The organism is Pseudoalteromonas sp. SG43-3, assembly GCF_014164385.1.
Lineage (GTDB): Bacteria > Pseudomonadota > Gammaproteobacteria > Enterobacterales > Alteromonadaceae > Pseudoalteromonas > Pseudoalteromonas distincta.
The window spans coordinates 40,686-63,897 of record NZ_JACJFC010000021.1 but is presented as its reverse complement, the minus strand read 5'-3'; the positions used below and the strand labels follow the sequence as shown (position 1 = coordinate 63,897).

The following is a 23,212-nucleotide window of genomic DNA, read 5'->3' as shown; positions in this document are numbered from 1 at the left end:
TATTAATAAGAGTGTGCCATGGATGATTTAGTTGGGTTAGCCGTCATAGTAATACTGGTTGTGGTTGCCGGTGCTATTTGCGGCTTAATAGCGCTAGTGCAGTTAAATGCATTAAAACAAGAAGTTGCTGTTTTAAGGGCCAAAATAACACATCTACAAACACATAAATCGATATCGCAAAGTGAACCTCAAAGTGAAGCATCTACGGCTCAGGCAGCGATTTCAATAACAGAGCCAATTGCTCATAAAGCACAGCCAAGCTTAACGTCCCAAAACGCGTCGCCACCTGTAATAAATCAGCTATCAGCACCTCCTAAAAAAGCCAAACCAGCTGAAGCATCAGCCATAGAATTACTATTTAATAAATTGCGCGCAGGGTTTGAAGAGAACTGGATGACCTGGATAGGCGCAATAGCGCTTGCGTTTGGGGGCATCTTTTTAGCTAAATACAGCCTAGAAGCGGGATTATTATCGCCTGTAATGAGGTTGAGTTTAGGCGGCTTATTTGGGCTTGGCCTAATTGCAGCCGCAGCTTATTTACACCATAAACGCATTGTATTTGAAGGCTTTAATAATTACATACCCGCAGCGCTTGCAAGCGGCGGGTTTATTACCTGTTTTGCTTTAACGCTTTTAGCTTACAGCAGTTACGACATGCTGAGCCCTACCGTGGCATTTTTTGCGTTAGCTATTATAGCAATTAGTGCAAGCGCGATGGCGCTTAGGTTAGGCCCGCTATTGGCCGTGCTTGGTATTATTGGCGCTTACAGCGTACCAATATGGGTTAGCACTGGCAGTGGTAACTTATTTGCGCTGTTAATGTATATTGGCTTTGTAAGTTTGTCGGCTGCGTTAGTTGCACATAAAGTACAACGTATTTGGCTATGGTATTTACTATGGGTTGGGCACATTGGCTGGTATTTAGTTGGTTTTACGCTACTTAAAGTTAATACCGTTTGGTTAATGGGGGCATTTGCTTTACTTAGTATTGTAGGGTTAATTGCTATACCGCGCTTAGGTCTAAAACTAAATGTTATTGAACATCGCCCGCACAGTTTAAAACGTTTACTTAAAGTGCTTCCAGATCATGCATTACTACTCGCTTTTATAGCGCCCTTAATATCTACTATGTTGATCAGTCACTTTGATATGCAGTGGCAAGCAATCGGCGTGTTAAGTATTGTATTGGTGTTGTTTTTAGTCCTTAAAAATAGCCGCTGGGATATTTGGCAGGGCGTAGCGTTAGTTATTTCAACGCTATTAGTGTTAGGCGCTCAGCGCACGCATCTTTCGCCAAACCTATTTGATGACGCACTCTTTATATTCAAAAATGAATACGGTTTGGGTTTATTACTCGGATTGTTACTTACCGCTTTTGGGCTCTATTACGGTAAAAAACAGATTAAGCGTTTAGCGTTTCATATTACGGGGACATTTAGTGTATTTGTAATGATAGCGACTTTATATACGCTTATTCCTAATTCTGCGTTAAGTACTGCATATCCACTTTGGGCCGTTGCATTGTTTGTAGTGGCGGCTATTTTAATAAAGCTCGCGCAGCATAATACAACGCTATTTCAGCGTTTTACTTATTGGGTAGGGGCTAATGCCAATATTACGTTAGCAGTTACCATGCTATTAAGTGACAGCGGCCTAACCATTGCACTGGCTGTACAAGTATTACTTATAAGCGTACTTATAAAACGCTATAACGTGCCTATGCCGCATTGGCCTATAAAAGCCTTAGTTGCTGCGTTATTACTGCGCTTAACGCTTGTGCCTTGGACACCAAGTTACGATACACTTACGGTATTTGGTTTGCATTGGAGTATTGTAGTTTATCCGTTATGTATTGCGTTATTTTTTGCCGCAGCTAAGTGCTTTGACTCATCAAAACTTAAAATATGGCTCGAAGGTGCAGCTCTTCATTGTTTAGCGCTTTTTATTACTACCGAAACAAGTTATCAGTTAGTAGGGCATTATCCGCAATTTGATTCACTTAACTTTTACGAACAAATACTCCTTACCTGTAACTGGCTGGCATTAGGGGGTGTGTATTTACACAGAGCAAAACTTGCCGGTACTTTAGCTAAGTTATATAAAGTGGCGGGTTTTGCACTTGCGGGGTTAGCAGGGCTTTTTGCTATTAAAACACTACTTGACGATAACCCATTATTTGAATCACTTTACATAGGTGAGCTGCCAATATTTAACTGGTTATTACTATTGTGGTTAGTTCCTGCAGGATTAACGCTTTGGCTGGCCAAGCTTGTAAAACCAATAAATGCTAAAGCTACGCCATTTATATTGGCCGTTGCGGGTGGCTTTATATTATTGGCAATAAACAGCTTTATTCGTCAGTACTGGCAAGGTCCTTACATTTACTTATCAAAAGGCGCAAGCAATGCAGAGCTTTATAGTTACTCTGTTATTTGGTTAGTATTGGGGGCGGGTACTGTTATTTTTGGTCATTTAAAAAATCAATTATTAATACAAAAAGTAGGCCTAGGCATACTAGCTGCCGTTATTGTTAAAGTGTTTTTAATTGATATGGCTAACTTGGAGGGCTTACTTAAAGCGCTTTCGTTTATTGGATTAGGGCTTTCGTTGGTGGGGTTAAGTTGGTTGTTCCAAAAGCTTAGAAGTCGAGTAAATCAAGTTTAACTTTATGAACACTTTATAAAGCAAAGCCCAGTGAAGATACTAGGCTTTTTGTTTTACGCTATTACTTGATAGCTTTTAACTAAAATACTATGTACTGTGATTAAGCAGTGCCTTTAGTTTGCCCGGTTTAATTGGCTTACTTAAATAATGAATATTAGCGGCTTTGGTTTCCTGTTTAAGCTCGGTGTCGCGCACTGCGGTAATTAAAATAGCAGGGACTTGGCTTTGCCAAATTTCGCGCAGGGTTTTAATTAGCGTTATCCCATCGCAGTCGCTACCTAATTGATAGTCCATTAAAATAACATCGGGTGCACCGTTTTGCTTAGCATGCGCCAGTACATTATCTACGTTATCAAAAAGGGTGTAATTAGCTTGCCACTTTTTAAGTAAGCTTGCCATTGCTGCTAAATTTTCAGGGTCGTCGTCTACGGCAACAATATTAATTGCTGCACGGTTTTCTATTAAGCTGTTTGTAGTACTTTTTTGTTGTACAAACTGCTCGTCACCATAAGGTACCTCAATGCTAAAACGGCTACCTTTATTTGGTTCAGAATGCACATCAAGCGGCAAACTTAATAAGTCAGCCATACGTTTTACAACACCTAAGCCTAAGCCTACGCCTTTGTTATCGCCCGACTCAACACGGTAAAAGTCGTTAAATATTTTAGCTTGCTCTACTTCGCTAATACCTGGGCCTGTATCCCATACTTCTATTCGTAAATTGTGCTTCCGGTTCCTGCAGGCAATTAATACACGACCATTATCGGTGTATTTAACTGCATTAGAGACCAAGTTTTGAATAATTCGGCGCAGATAGGTTATATCGCTGTGCACAATTTGCTGGTTTGAACGCACACTAAGTTTAAGACCTTTATCACTTGATAAAATAGCGTATTCACTTTGCAGTGGCGCTAAAATATCTTCAATATAAAAGTGGCGAGGGGTAGGGGTCATAGCGCCTTGCTCAAGCTTAGCTATTTCAAGCAATGCCGACATTAAATGCACGGTTGAATCGAGACTGTCGCCTAACTTTTCAAAGCTGTTTTGGTTAGTGCTGTCGAGTTGCTTTTCGTCAATGGCGGCAAGGTATAAACGTGCTGCATTTAACGGTTGTAAAATATCGTGGCTCGCCAGTGCTAAAAAGCGCGTTTTACTGTCGTTGGCTTGCTCTGCTTCTCGTTTAGCTAAAGTAAGTGCTTGCTCGGTTTGTACACGACTATCTATTTGAGCTTGTAAGTCTTTATTAATAGTTTGCACTTCTTGAGTACGTGCTTCTATGCGATTTTCAAGATCCATGTTTACTTCTTCAAGTGCATTTTGCGTACTTATGTGGTTTGTAATATCCGAAAAGCTGGTAACAAATCCGCCATCGGGCAGCGGATTACCAATCATTTCGTATACTTGGCCATTACGACGGTGGCGAATAAAATGATGCGAGCTGCCATATTTTAAATGCTGTACACGTTTTTCTACTTGGCGTTCTATTTCACCAGGGCCACATTCACCACGGTTAGCGTTGTATCTAATAATGTCTTCTATGGGTTGGCCTACTTCTAAAAAGCCTTCAGGGTAGCCAAACATTTCATTGTAGCGTTTGTTCCATGCAACGAGTTTTAAATCTTTATCAACAACTGAAATACCGTGGCTTAAATTTTCGAGTGAGGTAAATAACAGATTTTGATTAAATTGCAACGCTTGTGTGGTTTCGTCAAAAAAGTTTACTACTTCCTCAAACGCCATACGTTTACCCGACGATACCGTATGTATTAACGCTTGTGCCGACGATGCACCAAGCACGCCCGTTAATGCGCGTTCGCAGTAAGCTATAAATTCAGGCTCTGGGTGTGCGTTGTTATCACTTAAATGATGGGCGAGTGCGTAATGGGCCAGTACTTGTTGGCTGCGCTGAATACCTAGAAATGTTTGCAGTAGTATTTTAAAGTCGTAAACGGTGGCTTTTACGTCTTTATTTAAGCGCCTTGATAAAATAGCCTGATCTTTAGGGTTAACAAAAGCAGCGGCCTGAATTTTATCAATTAAGCGCTCCTCAGCCCCAAGTGAAAAACTAATATAACAACCAATATTGGCAAACAAAGCTATCAAGGTTCCACGCGTTATAAGCGTTTGTTGCAGCTCGCTATCAAGGGTTGTGCCGGCATCGAGTATTGGCAGCATTAAAAATAGTATCCAGCAAATAAAGCCTGCTACCAAACCCGCATACACCCCATAAGCATGACCTTTTCGCCAATATAAACCACCCACAATAGAGGGTAGCAATTGGGTAACAAGTGAAAATGCGACCAAGCCCATACTGGCCAGTGCGCTACTATGGCCAAACCATTGCTGATAGAAATAGGCCAAAATTAATATGCCTGCAATAGCAAAGCGCCTTACAAGTAATATACGAGACTTATAACTGCTGGTAATTAAGTTACGTTTAAACTTTCTACGCAGCATTAACGGCAATACCACATCGTTTGAAATCATCGTGCTTAATGTAAGCGTTGCTACCACTATCATTGCGGTGGCGGCAGATAGTCCACCTATAAATACAAAAGTGGTTAAGAATGCATTGTCGTTAATTAGCGGTAGGGCAAGTACAAAGCTGTCGGGTGAATAGCCGCTGCCAATTGCAGGATGAATGGCCGCAGTCGCAATAGGTAAAATCATTGCGGCTGTTAGTAGTAAATACAGCGGAAAAGCCCAGCGAGCGGTAAGTAAGTGGCGTTTGTTTTGGTTGTCAACCACGGTTACATGAAACTGGCGAGGCAAACATATAATAGCCGCTGCAGCCATTAAAGACTGGCCAATAAAGTTAAAGCTAAAAAAGTTAAAATCGCTCCAGTGACCCCAAATAGACTCAGTTACTTTGTTCGTGGTGGCTTCGGGTAAATTAAAAAGTGTAAATACTGCAAGCCCCGCAACGGCAATAAGAGCAATAAGTTTAATCATAGATTCAAATGCAACAGCGAGCATTAAGCCAGAGCGATATTCAGTTACATCAACTTTGCGAGTACCAAAAAATATAGCAAATAAAGCCATAATTAGTGTGGCAGAAAGCGCGAGCATATCGCCGGATATTTTATTACTGTTTTGCAAAAGTAAAAAGCTTGTACTAAGCGCTTTTAATTGCAGTGCAATGTAGGGAATGGTTGCCAGTAATGCGATTACAGTAACCATTATTGCTGTAGTTTGACGTTTGCCGTAACGAGCTGAAATAAAGTCAGCAATAGTCGTTATATTTTGTTTTTTACTTACCAGTACCAGCTTACGTAAAAATCCTTGGCCGAATAAAAACAGCAACGCAGGGCCTAATAATATTGGCAAGTAACTCCAACTGCTGGTGGCGGCTGTTCCTACCGAACCGTAATAAGTCCAAGAGGTACAGTAAATCCCGAGTGAGAGTGAATACACAAATGGGTGATGGCTAATACGCTTTGCTAAAGGGGTTGTTTTATCGCCCCAATTGGCAAGCCAAAACAGCACACCTATATAACTTAAAGCAACAATAATGAGTACGGCAGTCATGTTGTTATTAAACCTTATTATTTTAAATAGTCCCTCATCCCTATGAGGGATTAACACAATACCAGAACTGAGGTTAAGTGTGAGGGTTGAATTTAAAATAAAACTTTTATTTTATTTATATCTTATTGAATATTAACAGTAAAAATAAAACGCCCTTGAGCATTAGACTAATGTCGCATTAATGACCAACTTATCAATTTAATCATAAAGCCAGTTTACAAAAAAAGCCTAAGTAATTGAAATAATATAAAAATATATAAAACACGCTTGAATGATAAATACAGTTTACGTAAACGTTAACAAGCTGTTACGACTATGGTCTCAATTCAATATGTAACCAGCGTTGCTAAATTGGTAAGCGAAGATAAAAAACCACTCATCGCGATATTGCGGTGCTTAAAGGGGAAAACAAAAATGGCTTTTAAAGATGAAGAACAAGCAAAAGCTTATTGGGCAGAAAACATTTCGCTGTTATTTAAACTGTTAGCAGTGTGGTTTGTCGTGTCTTTTGGCTTTGGCATATTACTGGTTGATGTACTTAATGAAGTACGTTTTTTTGGGTTTAAACTTGGCTTCTGGTTCGCCCAGCAAGGCGCGATTTATACCTTTGTTGCTTTGATTTTTGTGTACGTTTTCAAAATGAATACGTTAGATAAAAAATACGGCGTAGACGAATAGGAGCTAAGCAATGGATGTTCAAACACTCACGTTTTTAATTGTTGGTTTAAGCTTTGCGCTTTATATCGGCATAGCAATATGGGCCCGAGCGGGTTCAACCAAAGAGTTTTATGTAGCGGGCGGCGGCGTACCTCCTCTTGCTAATGGTATGGCAACAGCTGCCGATTGGATGAGCGCCGCGTCGTTTATTTCAATGGCGGGTATTATTTCGTTTGCAGGTTACGATGGCAGTGTTTACTTAATGGGGTGGACAGGTGGTTATGTACTATTAGCCATGTGTTTAGCGCCTTACTTACGTAAATTCGGCAAGTTTACTGTGCCAGACTTTATTGGCGACCGTTACTATTCACGTACCGCGCGTTTAGTTGCTATTTTTTGTGCCATATTCATTTGTTTCACTTATATAGCAGGGCAAATGCGTGGCGTAGGCGTGGTATTTTCACGCTTTTTAGAAGTAGAAATTGAAACCGGTGTTTACATTGGCATGGTGATTGTATTCTTTTATGCGGTACTTGGCGGCATGAAAGGCATTACCTACACACAAGTAGCGCAGTATTGTGTACTTGTATTTGCATACCTTGTACCAGCCATTTTTATCTCGATGATGATGACGGGTCACTTCTTCCCACAGACCGGTTTTGGTGCCACATTAATTGGCAGCGACGGCGTATACGTACTTGATAAACTAGATGGCTTAAGCGCTGAACTTGGTTTTGCGCAATATACCGAAGGCTCTAAGAGCATGATTGACGTGTTCGCTATTACTGGTGCGTTAATGGTAGGTACTGCTGGTTTACCACATGTAATTGTACGCTTTTTCACTGTACCTCGCGTAAAAGACACACGTATTTCTGCTGCATGGACTCTTGTGTTCATCGCGATTGTTTATACTACAGCACCTGCGGTTGCAGCCTTTGCTCGCGTAAACATGGTTGATACTATTAATGGTAAAGACGGTAGCGGTACAGCTTACGCAGAAGCACCAGGATGGATTAAAAACTGGGAACGCACAGGTTTAATTACATTTGATGATAAAAACGGCGATGGCAAAATGTTCTACACGGCGGGTAAAATCACCGATCCGAACAGTGCTAACGAAGTAAATGTAGACCGCGACATTATGGTATTAGCAAATCCAGAAATTGCTAATTTACCAGCATGGGTAATCGCACTTGTAGCTGCCGGTGGTATTGCCGCTGCACTGTCTACAACAGCAGGTTTACTACTGGTTATTTCGACCTCCGTTTCGCACGATTTACTCAAGCGAACCCTCAAGCCCGATATTACCGACAAGCAAGAGTTACTTGCAGCGAGGTTGGCAGCCATGATCGCTATTGTTATCTCCGCATACTTTGGTATTAACCCGCCTGGATTTGTGGCATCGGTAGTGGCATTTGCATTCGGCTTGGCGGCAGCGAGTTTCTTCCCAGCAATTATTATGGGTATATTCTCTAAAACAATGAACCGAGAGGGCGCAATTGCAGGCATGGTAACGGGTATTGGCTTTACCGCTGCGTATATCATCTTCTTCAAGTTTGTAAGCCCTGAGCTTAATAATCCTGAACATTGGTTTTTAGGTATTTCGCCTGAAGGTATTGGCTTAATTGGTATGATTATTAACTTTGTAGTAGCTGCAGTTGTTCTTAAATTTACTCAAGCTACACCTATTGAAATTCAAGAAATGGTAGAAGGTATTCGTAACCCTAAAGGGTCAGCTGAAGCGCACGATCACTAGGCAACATTTATAGATATAGTAAAAAAATATAAAGCACCCAAAGCCCGACTTTAGTCGGGCTTTTTATTTGTTTAATAAATAAGTACATTAGATTGGTACATCACCATTTAAAGAGCGAATACAATGAGTGTAGAACAACAAGAAATAGCCCAATACGTTTGTTTGCAAGCGCCTTTTACTATGCTTGATAGCAGCGCATGCGAATACTTTGTAAATCATCTTGATATTATTTACCTTACCCGCGAAAACCAAACTCAGTGGTTACAAAGTGAAAACCCTAAACTATTTTTAATTCGCTCTGGTTTGTACGACCTAGTTGATGGCAAGGGCGATGTTGTTACGCGCTTAGCGCAAGGTGACTATTTTGGTTTTCCGTCGCTGTTAACCGGTGAGGCAATTCAAAATAGGTTAGAAGTACAAAAAGAGGGGATAGTGTATATGCTTTCTCAAACGCATTTTGATTTTTTACGCAGAGAATATAAATCGTTTGAGCAATACTTTGTACGCGCTCATGCTAACCGGTTGTTGTCATCACATTATAAAAGTAAAAACGATAGCTGGTCGGAACGTAAAATATCAGAGCTGATGACGCGCACAGCAATTACGCTTACGCCCGATGCAAGTATTAGGCAAAGTGCTAAAAAAATGAAAGAGCATGGCGTATCGTCAATAATGATAACGCAGCACGCGCACTTAGTAGGGGTTGTGACCGACCGCGATTTACGCAACCGAGTACTTGCCGACGAGGTAGATCCACAAGACGCAGTAAGCAGTATTATGACCGCAAAACCTAAGTTTATATTTGAAAATAACCGGGTGTTTTCGGCGCTGCACTTAATGCTTAAATACAATATTCACCATTTGCCCGTGCTTGACGAAAACCATAACCCGATAGGGATGATAACCAGCACCGATTTACTGCGCCAACAAAAAAGTGACCCCGTACAGCTTATTGGGCGCATATATAAAGCGCACACTGTTACTGATTTAAAACGCTACGCAAAAGAAATCCCCGAACTTTTGCGTGGCTTTTCGTACAATATTGACGACATATCGCTAATTGGTAAATTACTCAGTGGTTTAACCGATGCGCTTACATCGCGCCTGATTCACTTATTTCAAGAAGAGCATGGCGCAGCGCCAACCAGCTTTAGTTTTATTTGCTTTGGCTCGCAAGCACGCGAAGAACAAACCCTGCATTCAGATCAAGATAACGGCTTATTACTCCCTAACGACTTAACCACCGAGCAACACGCTTACTTTAAAAGTATGGGGGAGTTTGTATGCGAGAATTTAGTTGAGTGCGGCATTAGGCGTTGCCCAGGTAATATTATGGCAAGCAGTGATGAGTGCCGTATGAGCGTAAACGACTGGAGCGAGCGCTTTTTTAAATGGATAAAAAGCCCCACACCCAATGCAATGCTTAACTGTAAGATATTTTTTGACCTGCGATTTATTGAAGGTTCAAACGCTTTATACACGGCTTTTTGCGAGCAACTAATTCGTATATCGCGTAACGACTTATTCTATGCCGCAATGGCAACCGACATAAGCAGCAACAGCGTGCCAATTGGTTTATTTAATAAATTTAAAACAGAAAAAACAGATCAAAATAATAAATACATAGATTTAAAAAAACGCGGTGTCGTAATTATAAATGACATAGTGCGGTTATACGCTTTAAAAGCGGGTATTAGGCGCGCCAACACACAAGAGCGGTTGGACGCACTACTAAAACATAAACTGATCAGCAAAGAAGATATATACAACCTAAAAGACTGCTGGCGGTTCTTAACGCAGCTTCGTTTGAGTACACAAATAAACGAAGAGGGCTTACCGAGTAATTGCATTAACCCTAATAAATTAAACTCACTAGAGCGCCATCAACTAAAAGAAGCGTTTTACCTTGTTAAACAAGCGCAGCAAGCCGCCGCGTTTAAGTTTGCTCGCGGCAGTTTATAATGATGGATTACTAACATGGTAAAAAAGCTGCTCACTCGGTATTTAAAGCGCCGTAAATTACTAGGTAAAAATGCCTTACAACAACGTTACTTAGTGATTGATTTAGAGCTAACTGGCCTTGATGCAAAACAGCACGAAATTGTATCACTAGCGTGGGTGATAATAGATAACCAATGTATAAAAATGAGCGAGTCGCAGCACCTTATAAATAAAGACGTAAAAAGCCTTGAGCAAAGTCCTGTTTTTCATGGGATTAGCGATGATGTTATAGCAAAGGGGCTAAGCCTAAACAGTATATTAATGCAATTAAGTAACCATTTTAGCGACTGTATTTTAGTGTTTCATAATGCCATGCTCGACTGGGGGTTTTTAAAAATAGCGCTTAAAAATGCCAATATAACTATACGGCCTAAACTGATACTCGACACACTGCATATTGAGCAAAAGCGCTTACTCCATCATTCAACTGAAATAAAACAAGATGATTTAACCCTTAATGCTTGCCGCACACGTTATGAGTTACCAAGCTATCATTGCCATCACGCACTGACCGATGCACAAGCCACTGCCGAGTTACTGCTAGCCCAGTGCCATCAAATAAGCCGTGGCAAAGAGTTAAAAGTAGGCGAGTTGATGTAGGTTGGCTGAAGGCGGGGCTTTATGCCGCGCGAGATAAACTCCCGCCAACAATAAAGAGTAGTTTACTTTTATTGTTATCCGTATAACTATAGGTACAGTTACGTAATCATTATCTAACTAATCACTTCAAGGACGATCATGAAACTCATCACTGCCATTTTCTTAACCTTATTCCCACTCATCACTTTTGCTAATTCAAGTTTGCCTGCTAATCGCCATATTGCAGTGCAGGGGACTGCAGAGGTATTAGCAAAGCCCGATATGGCTAAGATTTCTTTTGAAGTAATAAGCTTTAAAGACAAATCACTTGATGCAAAACGTGATGTTGATGACCGAGTAAATTTGTTACTTAAAGGTTTAAGCAAGTATGGTGTTAAGGAGACTGATGTTTCTGCTACAAGCCTGTTAACTCATAATGATGACGATATGTTTAATGTCGAGAGCGGTACAGCAATTAATGCAGGATATGTAGCAACAAGAACACTTAAAGTAACATTAAGAAATATTGAAAAAGTGAATGATTTTATCGATTTTGCACTAAGTGTAAAAATTAATGAACTGACGAATATTGAGCTTATGTCTTCAAAAGCCTCGCAGTTAGAAGCTGAAGCAACACAAGGCGCAATAGATAACGCTATAGTTAAAGGGGGTAAGCTTGCCAAAGCATTTGGCGCAGAGATTGGAAAAATTTACAGTATTAATTCAAATTCTAACCGTTCAAGTTATGGTTATGGCGTAGATGATTTTGAGAGAATAGTTGTGACCGGCTCTAAAGTTACTAGAAATCCATTCGAGCAAGGCAGGTATTTACAAGAAACTATTACATTTAAATCATCAATAAACGTGGTGTTTGATTTAGAGGTAAATGATTAAGTTAAAATTTTCATTTCAAATACATTTTCATAATGTAAGCTGGCTTTAAGTTTTTGATTAATTTGAAGGTAGCGATACTATGAGCGATGAAAGCAACACATTAAAAGCACAAACCGAGGCAAAAGTAGCCGCTGGGCGAAAAGGTAATCCTGATTTTATGAAAGGTGTTGATGAAAGTATTGCTCAAGCAAAATCCTTTCAAGAGGGTGCAAATGCACTTAATTTAGCTCAAAGTGCCCCACGCTTTGAGCTGCCGAATCAAAAAGGTGAGCAAGTTTTATTAGAAGAACTACTTGCACACGGACCTGTGGTTATTACTTTTTATCGTGGTAGTTGGTGTCCGTACTGTAATTTACAACTGAAAGCACTGCAGTCACGTTTACCTGAAATTCATGCTTTAGGCGCACAATTGGTGGCTATTAGCCCGCAAGTACCCGATGGCTCAATGAGCGAAAGCGATATAAGTAACATGGATTTTTTAGTGCTGAGTGATCAAAATGCCGATGTAGCAGCAAGCTACGGCGTAGCATGGCAAGTGCCCACATTTTTACTCGAGCATATGCGAGTAGACCGAGGCCTAGATTTAGAGTCGGTTAACAATGGCAATAGTAGTGTTTTACCGATCCCTGCCACCTTTGTTTTAGATAAACAAGGTAAAGTGACTTGGCGCTATGTTGATGTTGATTATCGTACTCGTTCTGAGCCAGAAGATATAATTAACGCTTTGAAAAATTTAGTATAAAAAACTTAATTTTAAAAGTCAGAGCCATCGAAGAGCTTGCAATGCCTAAGCTCTTCAACGTTAATTTAAAGTTTCTAATGCTTCCCTCTTATAATCAGATGCAAGGTCGATTACAATACAGACATCTAAAAGGCGTATTGCCTTTATCTGCACGCTAAAAGAGTGGATTTTATATTTCATGGCAATCAAACTTGCAATTAATGGTTTTGGTCGTATTGGTCGAAATATTGTCCGCGCGTTATACGAGTCTAGTTTGAGCGACGATATAAAAATTGTTGCGATTAACGAACTTGCTGATCCTGAAGCTATTGCTCATTTATTAAAATACGACACATCCCACGGTCGTTTTTCTTTTCCTGTAAAACTTGGTGAAGACACCATTAGTGTTGCAGGCGATACCATTGCACTTTTTTGTGAAGAAAACCCAATTGAATTACCTTGGCAAACGCTCGATGTAGACGTTGTACTTGAATGTACGGGTGTTTATCACTCGCGTGAACATGCGCAGTTACATATTAACGCAGGCGCTAAAAAGGTGTTGTTTTCGCATCCGGCCGATAACGATGTTGATGCTACGATTGTGTATGGCATTAACGACGATGAGCTTAAAAGCGAGCACACAATTGTCTCTAACGGCTCGTGTACAACTAACTGTGTTGTGCCGGTTATTAAAGTATTAGATGATGCATTTGGTATTGAGTCGGGCGCTATTACAACGATTCATGCGTCGATGAACGATCAACAAGTGATTGATGGTTATCATCATGATTTACGCCGTACTCGCGCTGCAAGCCAATCAATTATTCCAGTTGATACAAAGCTCGCCCGTGGTATAGACCGTATTTTACCTAAATTTAAAGGCCGTTTTGAAGCCATCGCCGTACGTGTACCGACTATAAATGTCACGGCAATGGATTTAAGTGTTACGGTTAATACCGATGTAGATTTAAATGCAGTAAATAACGCACTTAAAGCACAAGCAAAAGACCGCTTAGAAGGTATTTTAAGTTATACCGAAGAGCCGCTTGTATCGGTTGATTTTAATCACGACCCACATTCTTGTATTATTGATGGCACACAAACACGTGTTAGTCACAAACGACTGATAAAGTTATTAGTATGGTGTGATAACGAATGGGGTTTTGCTAATCGTATGCTCGACACAGCGCGTGCTATGATGGCAGTGAATAAGTAATTTATTAATATAATAATTTTAAACGTATTTTTCAGGTTCAGTATCGTTAACTAAGGAGATGTTCATGTCGGTCATAAAAATGGCAGATTTAGATTTAAACGGCAAACGCGTATTAATTCGTGAAGATTTAAATGTACCAGTTAAAGCAGGTAAAGTGACGTCAGATGCGCGTATTCGTGCAGCACTACCTACTATTAAACTAGCCCTTGAGAAAGGCGCTAAAGTAATGGTTATGTCACACCTTGGCCGTCCTACGGAAGGGGAATACGATGAAGCGTTTTCGCTTGCACCTGTAGCTGATTACTTAAACGATGCCCTAGAGCAAACTGTACGTTTAGAAAAAGATTACTTAAACGGTGTTGATATTGCTGATAACGAAGTGGTTGTTTTTGAAAATGTGCGCTTTAACAAAGGCGAGAAGAAAAACAACGAAGCGCTATCTAAGCAACTAGCAGCACTGTGTGATGTATATGTAATGGATGCATTTGGTACGGCTCACCGTGCACAAGCGTCTACCCATGGCGTTGGCTTATTTGCCGATGTTGCATGTGCAGGTCCGCTGTTATCGGCTGAGCTCGAAGCGTTAGGCAAAGCACTTGATAATCCAGCGCGTCCATTAGTAGCGATTGTTGGTGGTTCTAAAGTATCTACTAAGCTTACCGTTTTAGATTCACTTTCTAAAATTGTTGACCAATTAGTTACCGGCGGCGGTATTGCAAATACCTTTATTGCTGCATCAGGTAGCCCAGTTGGTAAATCGCTTTACGAACCTGATTTAATGGATGAAGCGAACCGTTTATGTGCAGCAGCGATTGCTAATAATGGTGAAATTCCGGTACCGACTGACGTAGTGGTTGGTAATGAGTTTTCTGAATCTGCTGTAGCTACACTTAAAGATGTAAGCGAAGTAACAAGCAATGATATGATTTTTGATATTGGCCCTGATACAGCGAGCAAGCTTGCAAAAATTATTGCAAATGCAGGCACTGTTGTATGGAATGGTCCAGTTGGCGTGTTCGAGTTTGACCAGTTTGGTAATGGTACTCGTGCTATTGCACAAGCAATTGCTAACTCAAATGCGTTTTCAATTGCGGGTGGTGGTGATACCTTAGCCGCAATCGATAAATACGGCATTGCCGATAAAGTATCTTATATTTCTACTGGTGGTGGTGCGTTCTTAGAGTTTTTAGAAGGCAAAAAACTTCCAGCAGTTGAAATGCTAGAGTCGCGCGCTAAGTAATTTTAGTGGCGTAAGGTGAGGGGGTAATAGCCCTCACCGACAATTAATTACTAAATACCTCTCACCCTAATTTAGTCGTTAATTTAGACGGAATATTACTGCAAAGCAGTGGTTTTTCGTGGCGTTGTTATAACGCCAAACTAACACATCCGTTCAAACTAGATGGTAGGGAACTACTGTCGATAAATTGGAGAATACCCAATGGCTTTAATCAGTATGCGACAACTTTTAGATCATGCAGCAGAGCATGGTTACGGCGTACCTGCTTTTAATGTTAACAATCAAGAGCAAATGCGCGCAATAATGGAAGCGGCTGACAAAACAAACAGCCCAGTAATCGTTCAGGGATCAGCTGGTGCACGTGCTTATGCTGGTGCTCCATTTATTCGTCATATGATTTTAGCAGCCGTTGAAGAATGGCCACATATCCCAGTTGTAATGCATCAAGATCACGGCACATCGCCAGGTGTGTGTCAGCGTTCAATTCAGCTTGGTTTTTCATCAGTAATGATGGATGGCTCGTTAATGAGCGACGGAAAAACCCCTTCAAGCTACGAATACAATGTAGAAGTAACGCGCGAAACTGTTGCGATGGCGCATGCCTGTGGCGTATCGGTTGAAGGCGAGCTAGGTGTACTTGGTTCACTTGAAACAGGTGAAGCTGGCGAAGAAGATGGCGTTGGCGCAGAAGGGTTATTAACAACTGATCAAATGCTAACAGACCCTGAAGAAGCGGCTGATTTTGTAAATAAAACACACGTTGATGCACTTGCAATTGCTTGCGGTACTTCACACGGTGCTTATAAATTTACTCGCCCACCAACAGATGACATTTTAGCGATTGATCGCATTAAAGCGATTCATGCCCGTATTCCTAACACGCACTTAGTGATGCATGGCTCATCTTCAGTTCCTCAAGAATGGTTAGAAATTATTAATCAGTACGGTGGCGAAATTCCAGAAACTTATGGTGTGCCAGTTGAGCAGATTGTTGAAGGCATTAAGTTTGGTGTTCGCAAGGTAAATATTGATACCGATTTACGTTTAGCATCTACCGGTGCAATTCGCCGTCATATGGCGCTTAACCCATCTAACTTTGATCCACGTAAATACCTAGCTGAAGCTACAAAAGCAATGACAGAGATTTGCGTTGCACGCTATAACTCGTTTGGTACTTCTGGTCAGGCTAGTAAAATTAAGCCAATTTCACTTGATGAAATGCACCTTAAATACTTAAGCGGCGAACTAGACCCTAAAATTAGATAATAGATCAATTTATAATTGATCATTATTAGGGCCTGTTTATCTTTCGAGGTTGAATTTGCAGCAGTATGTTTGGTATTTAGGCAAGGCAGAGCCTATGCAGTGTGGTTATTCCCCATAAATAGGCGATAACGTGGAATAAATGCCAAACATGCGCTGCCCGAAGGGTTCTGCCTAGGGGCAATTTACTCTTTGTTGCCTACATGGATGTAGGTAAGGGGCGTGAGCAGGACGCGGAAGCTTTGCTCGGTTTTTACTTAGCCCGCTAGGTTACAAACCCCACGCCGCGATTAAATCGCCCCTAGATAGAACAAATTTTAATCCTGAAAGGTCAACAGGCCCTAAGCCAGTAACTTTGTTACTGGCTTTTTTAATGTCAGCCCTTTTTATATTACAGATTACGGTTTTTTGATCAGATCACTGCATTACCAATGCGGAATTTTGGGATCACGCATTTACTAACACAGCCTTTTTCGGATCATTATTTTACTAAGCCAAATACACTTTAATGCTATATATGGGTTCTGAGATAATTTGATCGTTATTTATTTGTATAAACAATCAACAACTTATGGCTTTGACTAGGTACAACTCTGATCTGAGGGTTGATCGGCTTGGTAAAAATCTGATCCTTTATTTGGAGCTTAGTAAAATTTAGATCTATTTTTGAACGTATTGTTTGTTATACAGGCGGGTTTGTTGATTTTAAAAGGGCTTTAAAGCTACTTTTAAACGATCGATCTGTAAAAATGTCTTGGTTAGTAAAACAATGATCCCAGCTAGTTTAATATTGTTTAGTGGTTTAAATAGCGATACAAAAAAGATAATTTTAAAAAGTTAGCTATTACATAAATTTATCGTAAATCTCTTTTTATTACGTTAAATATTAAAAAGGTTTTAAAAATATGACGTTAATGAGGTTTTTTGTCACTAATTTGTGTTTTTTTTACCACCATTTTAATTTACACGTTACACTTTCATAAAAATGTCATACTTAGTCATAATAATGAAAACTAATTCGATAGCGTAAGAGATAAATTGGAATGTCACGTAAAGTACTAGTCGTAGATGACGAAGCTCCTATCAGGGAGATGTTGGTTTTTGTTTTAGAGCAAAATGGATTTCAAGCAATTGAAGCAGAAGATTACGACTCTGCTATTGCAGCTATGGTTGAACCTTACCCAGATATGGTTTTACTTGATTGGATGTTACCAGGTGGAAGCGGTATTCAAATTGCTAAAAAGTTTAAGCAAAACGAACACACCCGCCAAATCCCAATTATTATGCTTACAGCTCGCGGCGAAGAAGAAGACAAAGTACGCGGCCTTGAAGTAGGTGCAGATGATTACGTCACCAAGCCGTTTTCTCCTAAAGAGCTTATGGCACGTATTAAAGCGGTTATTCGTCGTGTATCGCCAACCTCATTAGAAGAAGCTATTGAAGTACATGGCCTGCGTTTAGACCCTATTTCTCATCGTGTTACCTCAGAAGGTAACGAGCTTGATATGGGGCCAACCGAATTTAGATTACTGCACTTTTTTATGACTCACCCAGAGCGTGTTTATAGCCGTGAACAACTGCTTGATCATGTGTGGGGAACTAACGTTTACGTAGAAGATCGCACTGTTGATGTTCACATTCGTCGCCTGCGTAAAGCAATTGGCCCACTTGGACATGACCGTTTGGTGCAAACAGTACGTGGCGCTGGGTATCGTTTTTCAAGTAAGCTGTGATCAGCTTAAAGCTTAGCTAATGTGTAAAATACGCATGTATTACTACTCTAAGGTAAAGTGAGTGTATGTATCGAGTTGTTAATAAGCAGGCGTTAGTAAAGCGCCTGTTTATCTATTTTTTACCCTTACTATTAATTGGTGTGCTGGTTGGCGCGCCATTTTTGCTTTTATTTTTAGGATCTTTTTCCCTCCTTATTTGGCACTACCATCAACTTTATCGTTTGAGCGATTGGCTACTTAATCAACGCAGCTTTAATCCACCAGAGGGTGAGGGTGCATGGGAGCAAGTGTTTGAAGGTATTTACCATCTCCAGCACCGTAATCGTAAAAAACGTAATGAGCTTGCAGATTTAATTCGTCGCTTTCGCGATGGGGCTGAAGCGGTACCTGATGCGGTTGTGGTATTACAAAATGATTTAAGTATTGTGTGGTGTAATCAACTAGCCCTTAAAGTGCTTGGTTTGCAGTGGCCTACGGATCATGGTCAGCGCCTTGATAATTTAATTCGCGAACCTAAGTTTGCTAAATACATGCACAAAGGCGAATTTGACGATGCGCTTGAGCTGGATAATGGTCATAGTATTGAGCAGGTGCTTGAGTTTAGGGTAATGCCATATGCAAGTACGCAACTTATGGTTGTTGTGCGTGATGTAACGCGCTTAAAACAGCTTGAACAGATGCGTAAAGACTTTGTAGCCAATGTGTCGCATGAACTACGTACACCGCTTACAGTAGTTACAGGGTATCTTGAGATGATGGATGGCGACATGATGCCGCCGCCAGCAATGTGGAACAAAGCGCAAAATACCATGCTTGAACAATGTAAGCGCATGGATAGCTTAGTCAGCCAATTATTATCGCTTTCGCGTATTGAAGGTGCACGGCGCCAAGACAACGATAAAGCTATAAATGTACCGCAATTACTTGGTTATATTCACACTGAAGCAAACTCAATTAATCAAGACAAAGGCCACGAACTTATGTTTGATATTGATAAAACCCTTGATATTAAAGGCTCTGAGGATGAACTGCGTAGTGCGTTTTCTAATTTAGTATTCAACGCGATTCATTACACAAAACCAAGCGGTAAAGTAGAAGTATGCTGGCAGCGCAAAAACAATAAAGCGTGTTTTAGTGTTACCGATAATGGTGATGGTATTGCGCCTGAGCATATTAACCGATTAACTGAGCGTTTTTATCGTGTTGATAAAGCTCGCAGTAGAACAACAGGTGGCTCAGGCTTAGGTCTCGCTATAACAAAACATGTGTTAACTCGCCATGATAGTAAATTAAATATTCGCAGTGAAGTTAACAAAGGATCGTGTTTTTCTTTTGAATTTTCAATAGATAAGATAGTTTCGCTGACTAAATAATTAAGCTAATAGGTCAAGTCATAAAAGTGTCATTTAAGAGTAATGTAACTGTCATGTACTCACTTTAGAGTGGGCAGCAGTTAGAAAATGGAACGAACAAACCGGAGAACTCTACATGAAATTTAAAAACTTAGTTGCCGCAATGGGTGTGGCTGTTACAACTTTCGTATCTGCACAAGCAGTTGCTCTAGACCAAAATATTCCTGAGTATCAAAAAATTAGTGGTGTTTCAGGCAACTTTTCATCAGTAGGTTCTGACACTTTAGCCAACATGATGACGTTTTGGGCTGAAGAGTACAAACGTATTTACCCAAATGTAAATATTCAGATTCAAGCAGCAGGTTCTTCTACTGCTCCACCGGCACTTACCGAAGGTACTGCTAACCTAGGTCCAATGAGCCGTAAAATGAAATCTAAAGAAATCGAAGCGTTCGAAAAACGTTACGGTTACAAGCCAACAGAAGTTCGCGTAGCTATTGATGCACTTGCCGTATTTGTACATAAAGATAACCCAATTGAAGGTCTTCGTATTGACCAAGTAGATGCTATCTTTTCATCTACTCGTAAATGTGGCGCACCAGAACAAGTTAACCGTTGGAGCGATGTTGGTCTAACAGGTGATTGGGCAGCTAAAGATGTGCAACTTTACGGACGCAACTCAGTATCAGGTACGTATGGTTACTTTAAAAAGAAAGCACTTTGTAAAGGTGATTTCCGTAATAACGTAAATGAGCAACCGGGTTCTGCATCAGTAGTACAGTCAATTTCATCTTCATTAAATGCAATTGGTTACTCAGGTATTGGTTATAAAACATCGGGCGTACGTACAGTACCGCTAGCTAAAAAAGGCGATAACTTTGTTGATGCAACACTTGATAACGTTGCACAAGGTAAATATCCATTATCTCGCTTTTTATACCTTTATGTGAATAAGCACCCAAACAAGCCGTTGTCTCCAATGGAAGCGCAATTCTTAAAAATGGTACTTTCAAAAGATGGTCAGCAAATTGTAGAAAAAGATGGTTATGTACCACTTTCTGCAAAGCTAGTAGAAACAGAACTTAAGAAGCTTGGTTTAAATTAATAAACTATAAGCAATAAAAAACCGCTCATTGAGCGGTTTTTTTGTGCCTAAAACTAAAAACTTTAAGGAATTAAATATTACCTAATTTTTCGGCTTGTGCTTTACATTGATTATAGCTCTCAACACATTTGCCAGAGCATACTTGTTGCTTTAAGCCCTCAGCAGTTGTTTGCTGTTCACAACTACTTTCACACTGGTAGTTTTGTTGAGCACACTGATTCATTTCAGGGTTTTCAACTTGGTTTTGACAACCTGCTAATAGTGCAAAAGTAAGGGCGACTACGCTTGTTTTTATTAAAGTGTGCATGCTTCTTATCCTTAAAATGGAGTCGCAATAATATTAAATTTCGACTTGGATATTGTCGATCAATCTAACACCACCAAAATAGGCTGCGGCTAAAATAACAAATTGAGTATCTTCGATTGTAGCAGTTTTTAATGTATCTCGTTGAGCAATCTCAAAATAGTCTGGTTTTAGGCCTGCTTTCTCTAAACTTTGTTTAGCTAAGCTTTCAAGTTTTACAAAGTCTTTCTCGCCACTTTTAAGTTGCTCAGCGCACGTATTAAGGGCTTTAAATAATACGGTTGCAGTCGCCTTTTGATCATCAGATAAGTAACCATTACGTGAGCTCATAGCAAGGCCAGAAACTTCTCGCATTGTAGGTACACCAATGACTTCAACCGGAATTGATAAGTCGCGTGCCATAGTTTTGATTACTTGTAGTTGCTGAAAATCTTTTTCACCAAAGCAGGCGTAATCTGGTTGCACTAAGTTAAATAACTTAGTTACGATTGTTGCAACACCTCTAAAGTGACCTGGACGTGAGCCACCGCAATAGCCTAATGAAATGTCAGGTACATCTACAAAGCTTTGTGCACCCAGTCCGTTAGGGTAGATTGTTTCTACACTTGGGGTAAATACAATATCAGTGCCTAGTTCAGCAAGGCCTTGTTTGTCTTCGTTTAGCGTACGAGGATAGTTATCTAAATCTTCGTTAGCACCAAATTGCATTGGGTTTACAAAAATACTTACAACGACTTTGTCGGCCAAGTTTTTTGCTTTTTCTACTAGCGAAAAATGCCCACGGTGCAAGTTGCCCATTGTTGGCACAAGCGCCACGCTAAGACCTGCTTGGCGCCATGCTTTAATTTGACTACGTAACGATCTGATTTCAGTTATTGATTGCATTATTTAAACTCATGTTCAGCGCTTGGAAATGCGCCACTTTTAACATCTGTACAATACTTTTGAACGGCTGCAGGCATATTGCCTGTTTCGAGCAAAAAGTTTTTAGAAAATTTAGGAATGTAACCTGCCGAAATACCAACCAGGTCATGCATTACCAGTATTTGGCCGTCAGTTAAGCTGCCTGCACCAATACCAATAGTTGGGATACTTAAAGCGTCTGTAATGCGTTTTGCCAGGGCACTTGGAATACACTCAAGTACTAATAATTGCGCGCCAGCAGCTTCAAGTGCTTTCGCATCATCAATCATTTTTTGTGCTTTATCTTCTTCGCGACCTTGTATTTTAAAGCCACCAAATACATGAACTGACTGTGGTGTAAGGCCTAAATGCCCGCAAACTGGGATACCTTGTTGAGTGAGTGCTTTAATGCTCTCGTAAAGCCACTCTCCGCCTTCAAGTTTAATCATGTTTGCGCCAGCGCGCATAAGCTCAGCTGCATTTTTACAGGTATCACTAACGCTTGAGTAGGTCATAAAAGGTAAGTCAGCAATTACAAATAATTCGCGGCTACCAGCGCGTACACAGCGGGTATGATATGCAATATCTTGATTTGTTACGCCAAGGGTGTCATCGCCGCCTTGTAGTACCATGCCCAATGAGTCGCCCACTAAAATAACTTCAACGCCGTTATCATGAAATAACTTTGCAAAACTAGCGTCGTAGGCTGTTAATGCAGTAATTTTGTTATTTTCTGCTTTCATTTTATTTAAAGTAGAAACGGTTATTTTAGACATAATATCCTCGCAGGCAAAAGCCTAGGTTAATTACAGAGGTAATTGTTGTAAGTCGTTGAGCGGTAAGTTATTTGCAATGGTTTTTAATGCAATGCCGCTAGGTAAAATAAGTTCAGGTGCAAGCTCTAATAGTGGGTAAACCACAAACTCGCGATCACTCAAACCATAATGAGGCACGGTTAAGCGCGCCGTATTTATAATTTGATCATCAAATAATAGGGTATCGATATCAAGTGTGCGTGGACCCCAACGCTCAGCTTTTCTTACTCGACCATGCTCAAGCTCAATGCTTTGTGTTAAATCAAGTAATTGCTCTGGATCAAGGGTCGTTTTAATACAGGCTACGGCATTGATATAGTCTGGTTGATCTTGTGGGCCCATAGGCTTACTTGCATAGTAATGCGATACGTTTACAAATTCACAATTAGGCAGCTTTTTAAGCGCAATTATCGCGTTATCAAGCTGCTCTTTTGGTGAGTTTAGGTTGGCACCTAAACCCAAATAAACACAATGCATGTTA

18 protein-coding genes are annotated in these 23,212 nt (G+C 40.4%); 13 read left to right on the top strand and 5 right to left on the bottom strand.

What is annotated here, in order from left to right; translation table 11 throughout:
- Positions 1 to 18: 18 nt before the first annotated feature.
- Positions 19 to 2,664 (top strand): DUF2339 domain-containing protein, encoded by a 2,646-nt coding sequence (locus tag H5157_RS17130; protein WP_182725138.1) that lies wholly within the window; start codon positions 19 to 21, stop codon positions 2,662 to 2,664.
- An 87-nt stretch (positions 2,665 to 2,751) separates the two neighbouring features.
- On the opposite strand, the gene H5157_RS17125 is transcribed toward H5157_RS17130, so the two are convergent.
- The gene (locus H5157_RS17125) at positions 2,752 to 6,192 is read right to left on the bottom strand and encodes a PAS-domain containing protein (protein ID WP_182725137.1); all 3,441 of its coding nucleotides are present in this window, start codon (positions 6,190 to 6,192) and stop codon (positions 2,752 to 2,754) included.
- Between the two features lie 414 nt (positions 6,193 to 6,606).
- Here H5157_RS17125 and H5157_RS17120 point away from each other — a divergent pair, with 414 nt between their 5' ends.
- From H5157_RS17120 to H5157_RS17065, 12 genes are all read left to right on the top strand, one after another.
- The gene (locus H5157_RS17120; RefSeq protein ID WP_002961535.1) at positions 6,607 to 6,870 is read left to right on the top strand and encodes a DUF4212 domain-containing protein; all 264 of its coding nucleotides are present in this window, start codon (positions 6,607 to 6,609) and stop codon (positions 6,868 to 6,870) included.
- A 10-nt stretch (positions 6,871 to 6,880) separates the two neighbouring features.
- Positions 6,881 to 8,605, top strand: a complete 1,725-nt coding sequence (locus tag H5157_RS17115) for a sodium:solute symporter family protein (RefSeq protein ID WP_182725136.1) — start codon at positions 6,881 to 6,883, stop codon at positions 8,603 to 8,605.
- A 123-nt stretch (positions 8,606 to 8,728) separates the two neighbouring features.
- Positions 8,729 to 10,567, top strand: a complete 1,839-nt coding sequence (locus tag H5157_RS17110; RefSeq protein ID WP_182725135.1) for a DUF294 nucleotidyltransferase-like domain-containing protein — start codon at positions 8,729 to 8,731, stop codon at positions 10,565 to 10,567.
- A 15-nt stretch (positions 10,568 to 10,582) separates the two neighbouring features.
- Complete coding sequence (locus H5157_RS17105) at positions 10,583 to 11,206, top strand: 3'-5' exonuclease (protein ID WP_182725134.1); 624 nt, start codon at positions 10,583 to 10,585, stop codon at positions 11,204 to 11,206.
- A 138-nt stretch (positions 11,207 to 11,344) separates the two neighbouring features.
- Positions 11,345 to 12,079 carry an SIMPL domain-containing protein gene (locus H5157_RS17100; protein ID WP_182692796.1) on the top strand — a complete coding sequence of 245 codons (735 nt, stop codon included), beginning with the start codon at positions 11,345 to 11,347 and terminating at the stop codon, positions 12,077 to 12,079.
- Between the two features lie 79 nt (positions 12,080 to 12,158).
- A complete protein-coding gene (locus tag H5157_RS17095; protein ID WP_182711872.1) occupies positions 12,159 to 12,821 on the top strand; it encodes a peroxiredoxin-like family protein in 663 nt (220 codons plus the stop codon).
- 178 nt (positions 12,822 to 12,999) lie between these two features.
- Positions 13,000 to 14,016, top strand: coding sequence for an erythrose-4-phosphate dehydrogenase (gene epd, locus H5157_RS17090; protein ID WP_182725133.1), 1,017 nt, complete (start codon positions 13,000 to 13,002; stop codon positions 14,014 to 14,016).
- A gap of 64 nt (positions 14,017 to 14,080) precedes the next feature.
- The gene (locus H5157_RS17085; RefSeq protein WP_182725132.1) at positions 14,081 to 15,256 is read left to right on the top strand and encodes a phosphoglycerate kinase; all 1,176 of its coding nucleotides are present in this window, start codon (positions 14,081 to 14,083) and stop codon (positions 15,254 to 15,256) included.
- Positions 15,257 to 15,457: 201 nt separating this feature from the next.
- The gene (gene fba / locus H5157_RS17080) at positions 15,458 to 16,522 is read left to right on the top strand and encodes a class II fructose-bisphosphate aldolase (protein WP_002961523.1); all 1,065 of its coding nucleotides are present in this window, start codon (positions 15,458 to 15,460) and stop codon (positions 16,520 to 16,522) included.
- Between the two features lie 1,040 nt (positions 16,523 to 17,562).
- Complete coding sequence (gene phoB, locus H5157_RS17075; protein WP_006791869.1) at positions 17,563 to 18,252, top strand: phosphate regulon transcriptional regulator PhoB; 690 nt, start codon at positions 17,563 to 17,565, stop codon at positions 18,250 to 18,252.
- Between the two features lie 65 nt (positions 18,253 to 18,317).
- Positions 18,318 to 19,625: a phosphate regulon sensor histidine kinase PhoR gene (gene phoR, locus H5157_RS17070; RefSeq protein ID WP_182725131.1), complete on the top strand. Its 1,308-nt coding sequence runs from the start codon at positions 18,318 to 18,320 to the stop codon at positions 19,623 to 19,625.
- Positions 19,626 to 19,740: 115 nt separating this feature from the next.
- Positions 19,741 to 20,709 (top strand): PstS family phosphate ABC transporter substrate-binding protein, encoded by a 969-nt coding sequence (locus H5157_RS17065; protein WP_002962686.1) that lies wholly within the window; start codon positions 19,741 to 19,743, stop codon positions 20,707 to 20,709.
- A 70-nt stretch (positions 20,710 to 20,779) separates the two neighbouring features.
- On the opposite strand, the gene H5157_RS17060 is transcribed toward H5157_RS17065, so the two are convergent.
- From H5157_RS17060 to folK, 4 genes are read right to left on the bottom strand one after another with little or no spacing between them, the layout of a single operon-like run.
- Complete coding sequence (locus H5157_RS17060; RefSeq protein ID WP_024597166.1) at positions 20,780 to 21,016, bottom strand: hypothetical protein; 237 nt, start codon at positions 21,014 to 21,016, stop codon at positions 20,780 to 20,782.
- Positions 21,017 to 21,049: 33 nt separating this feature from the next.
- On the bottom strand, positions 21,050 to 21,898 hold the full coding sequence (panC, locus tag H5157_RS17055) for a pantoate--beta-alanine ligase (protein WP_024597167.1): 849 nt from the start codon (positions 21,896 to 21,898) through the stop codon (positions 21,050 to 21,052).
- On the bottom strand, positions 21,898 to 22,692 hold the full coding sequence (panB, locus tag H5157_RS17050) for a 3-methyl-2-oxobutanoate hydroxymethyltransferase (protein ID WP_002962679.1): 795 nt from the start codon (positions 22,690 to 22,692) through the stop codon (positions 21,898 to 21,900). Before panB ends, panC begins: the two co-directional genes overlap by 1 nt.
- Before the next feature lie 30 nt (positions 22,693 to 22,722).
- Complete coding sequence (gene folK / locus H5157_RS17045; RefSeq protein ID WP_002962677.1) at positions 22,723 to 23,208, bottom strand: 2-amino-4-hydroxy-6-hydroxymethyldihydropteridine diphosphokinase; 486 nt, start codon at positions 23,206 to 23,208, stop codon at positions 22,723 to 22,725.
- Positions 23,209 to 23,212 lie beyond the last annotated feature (4 nt).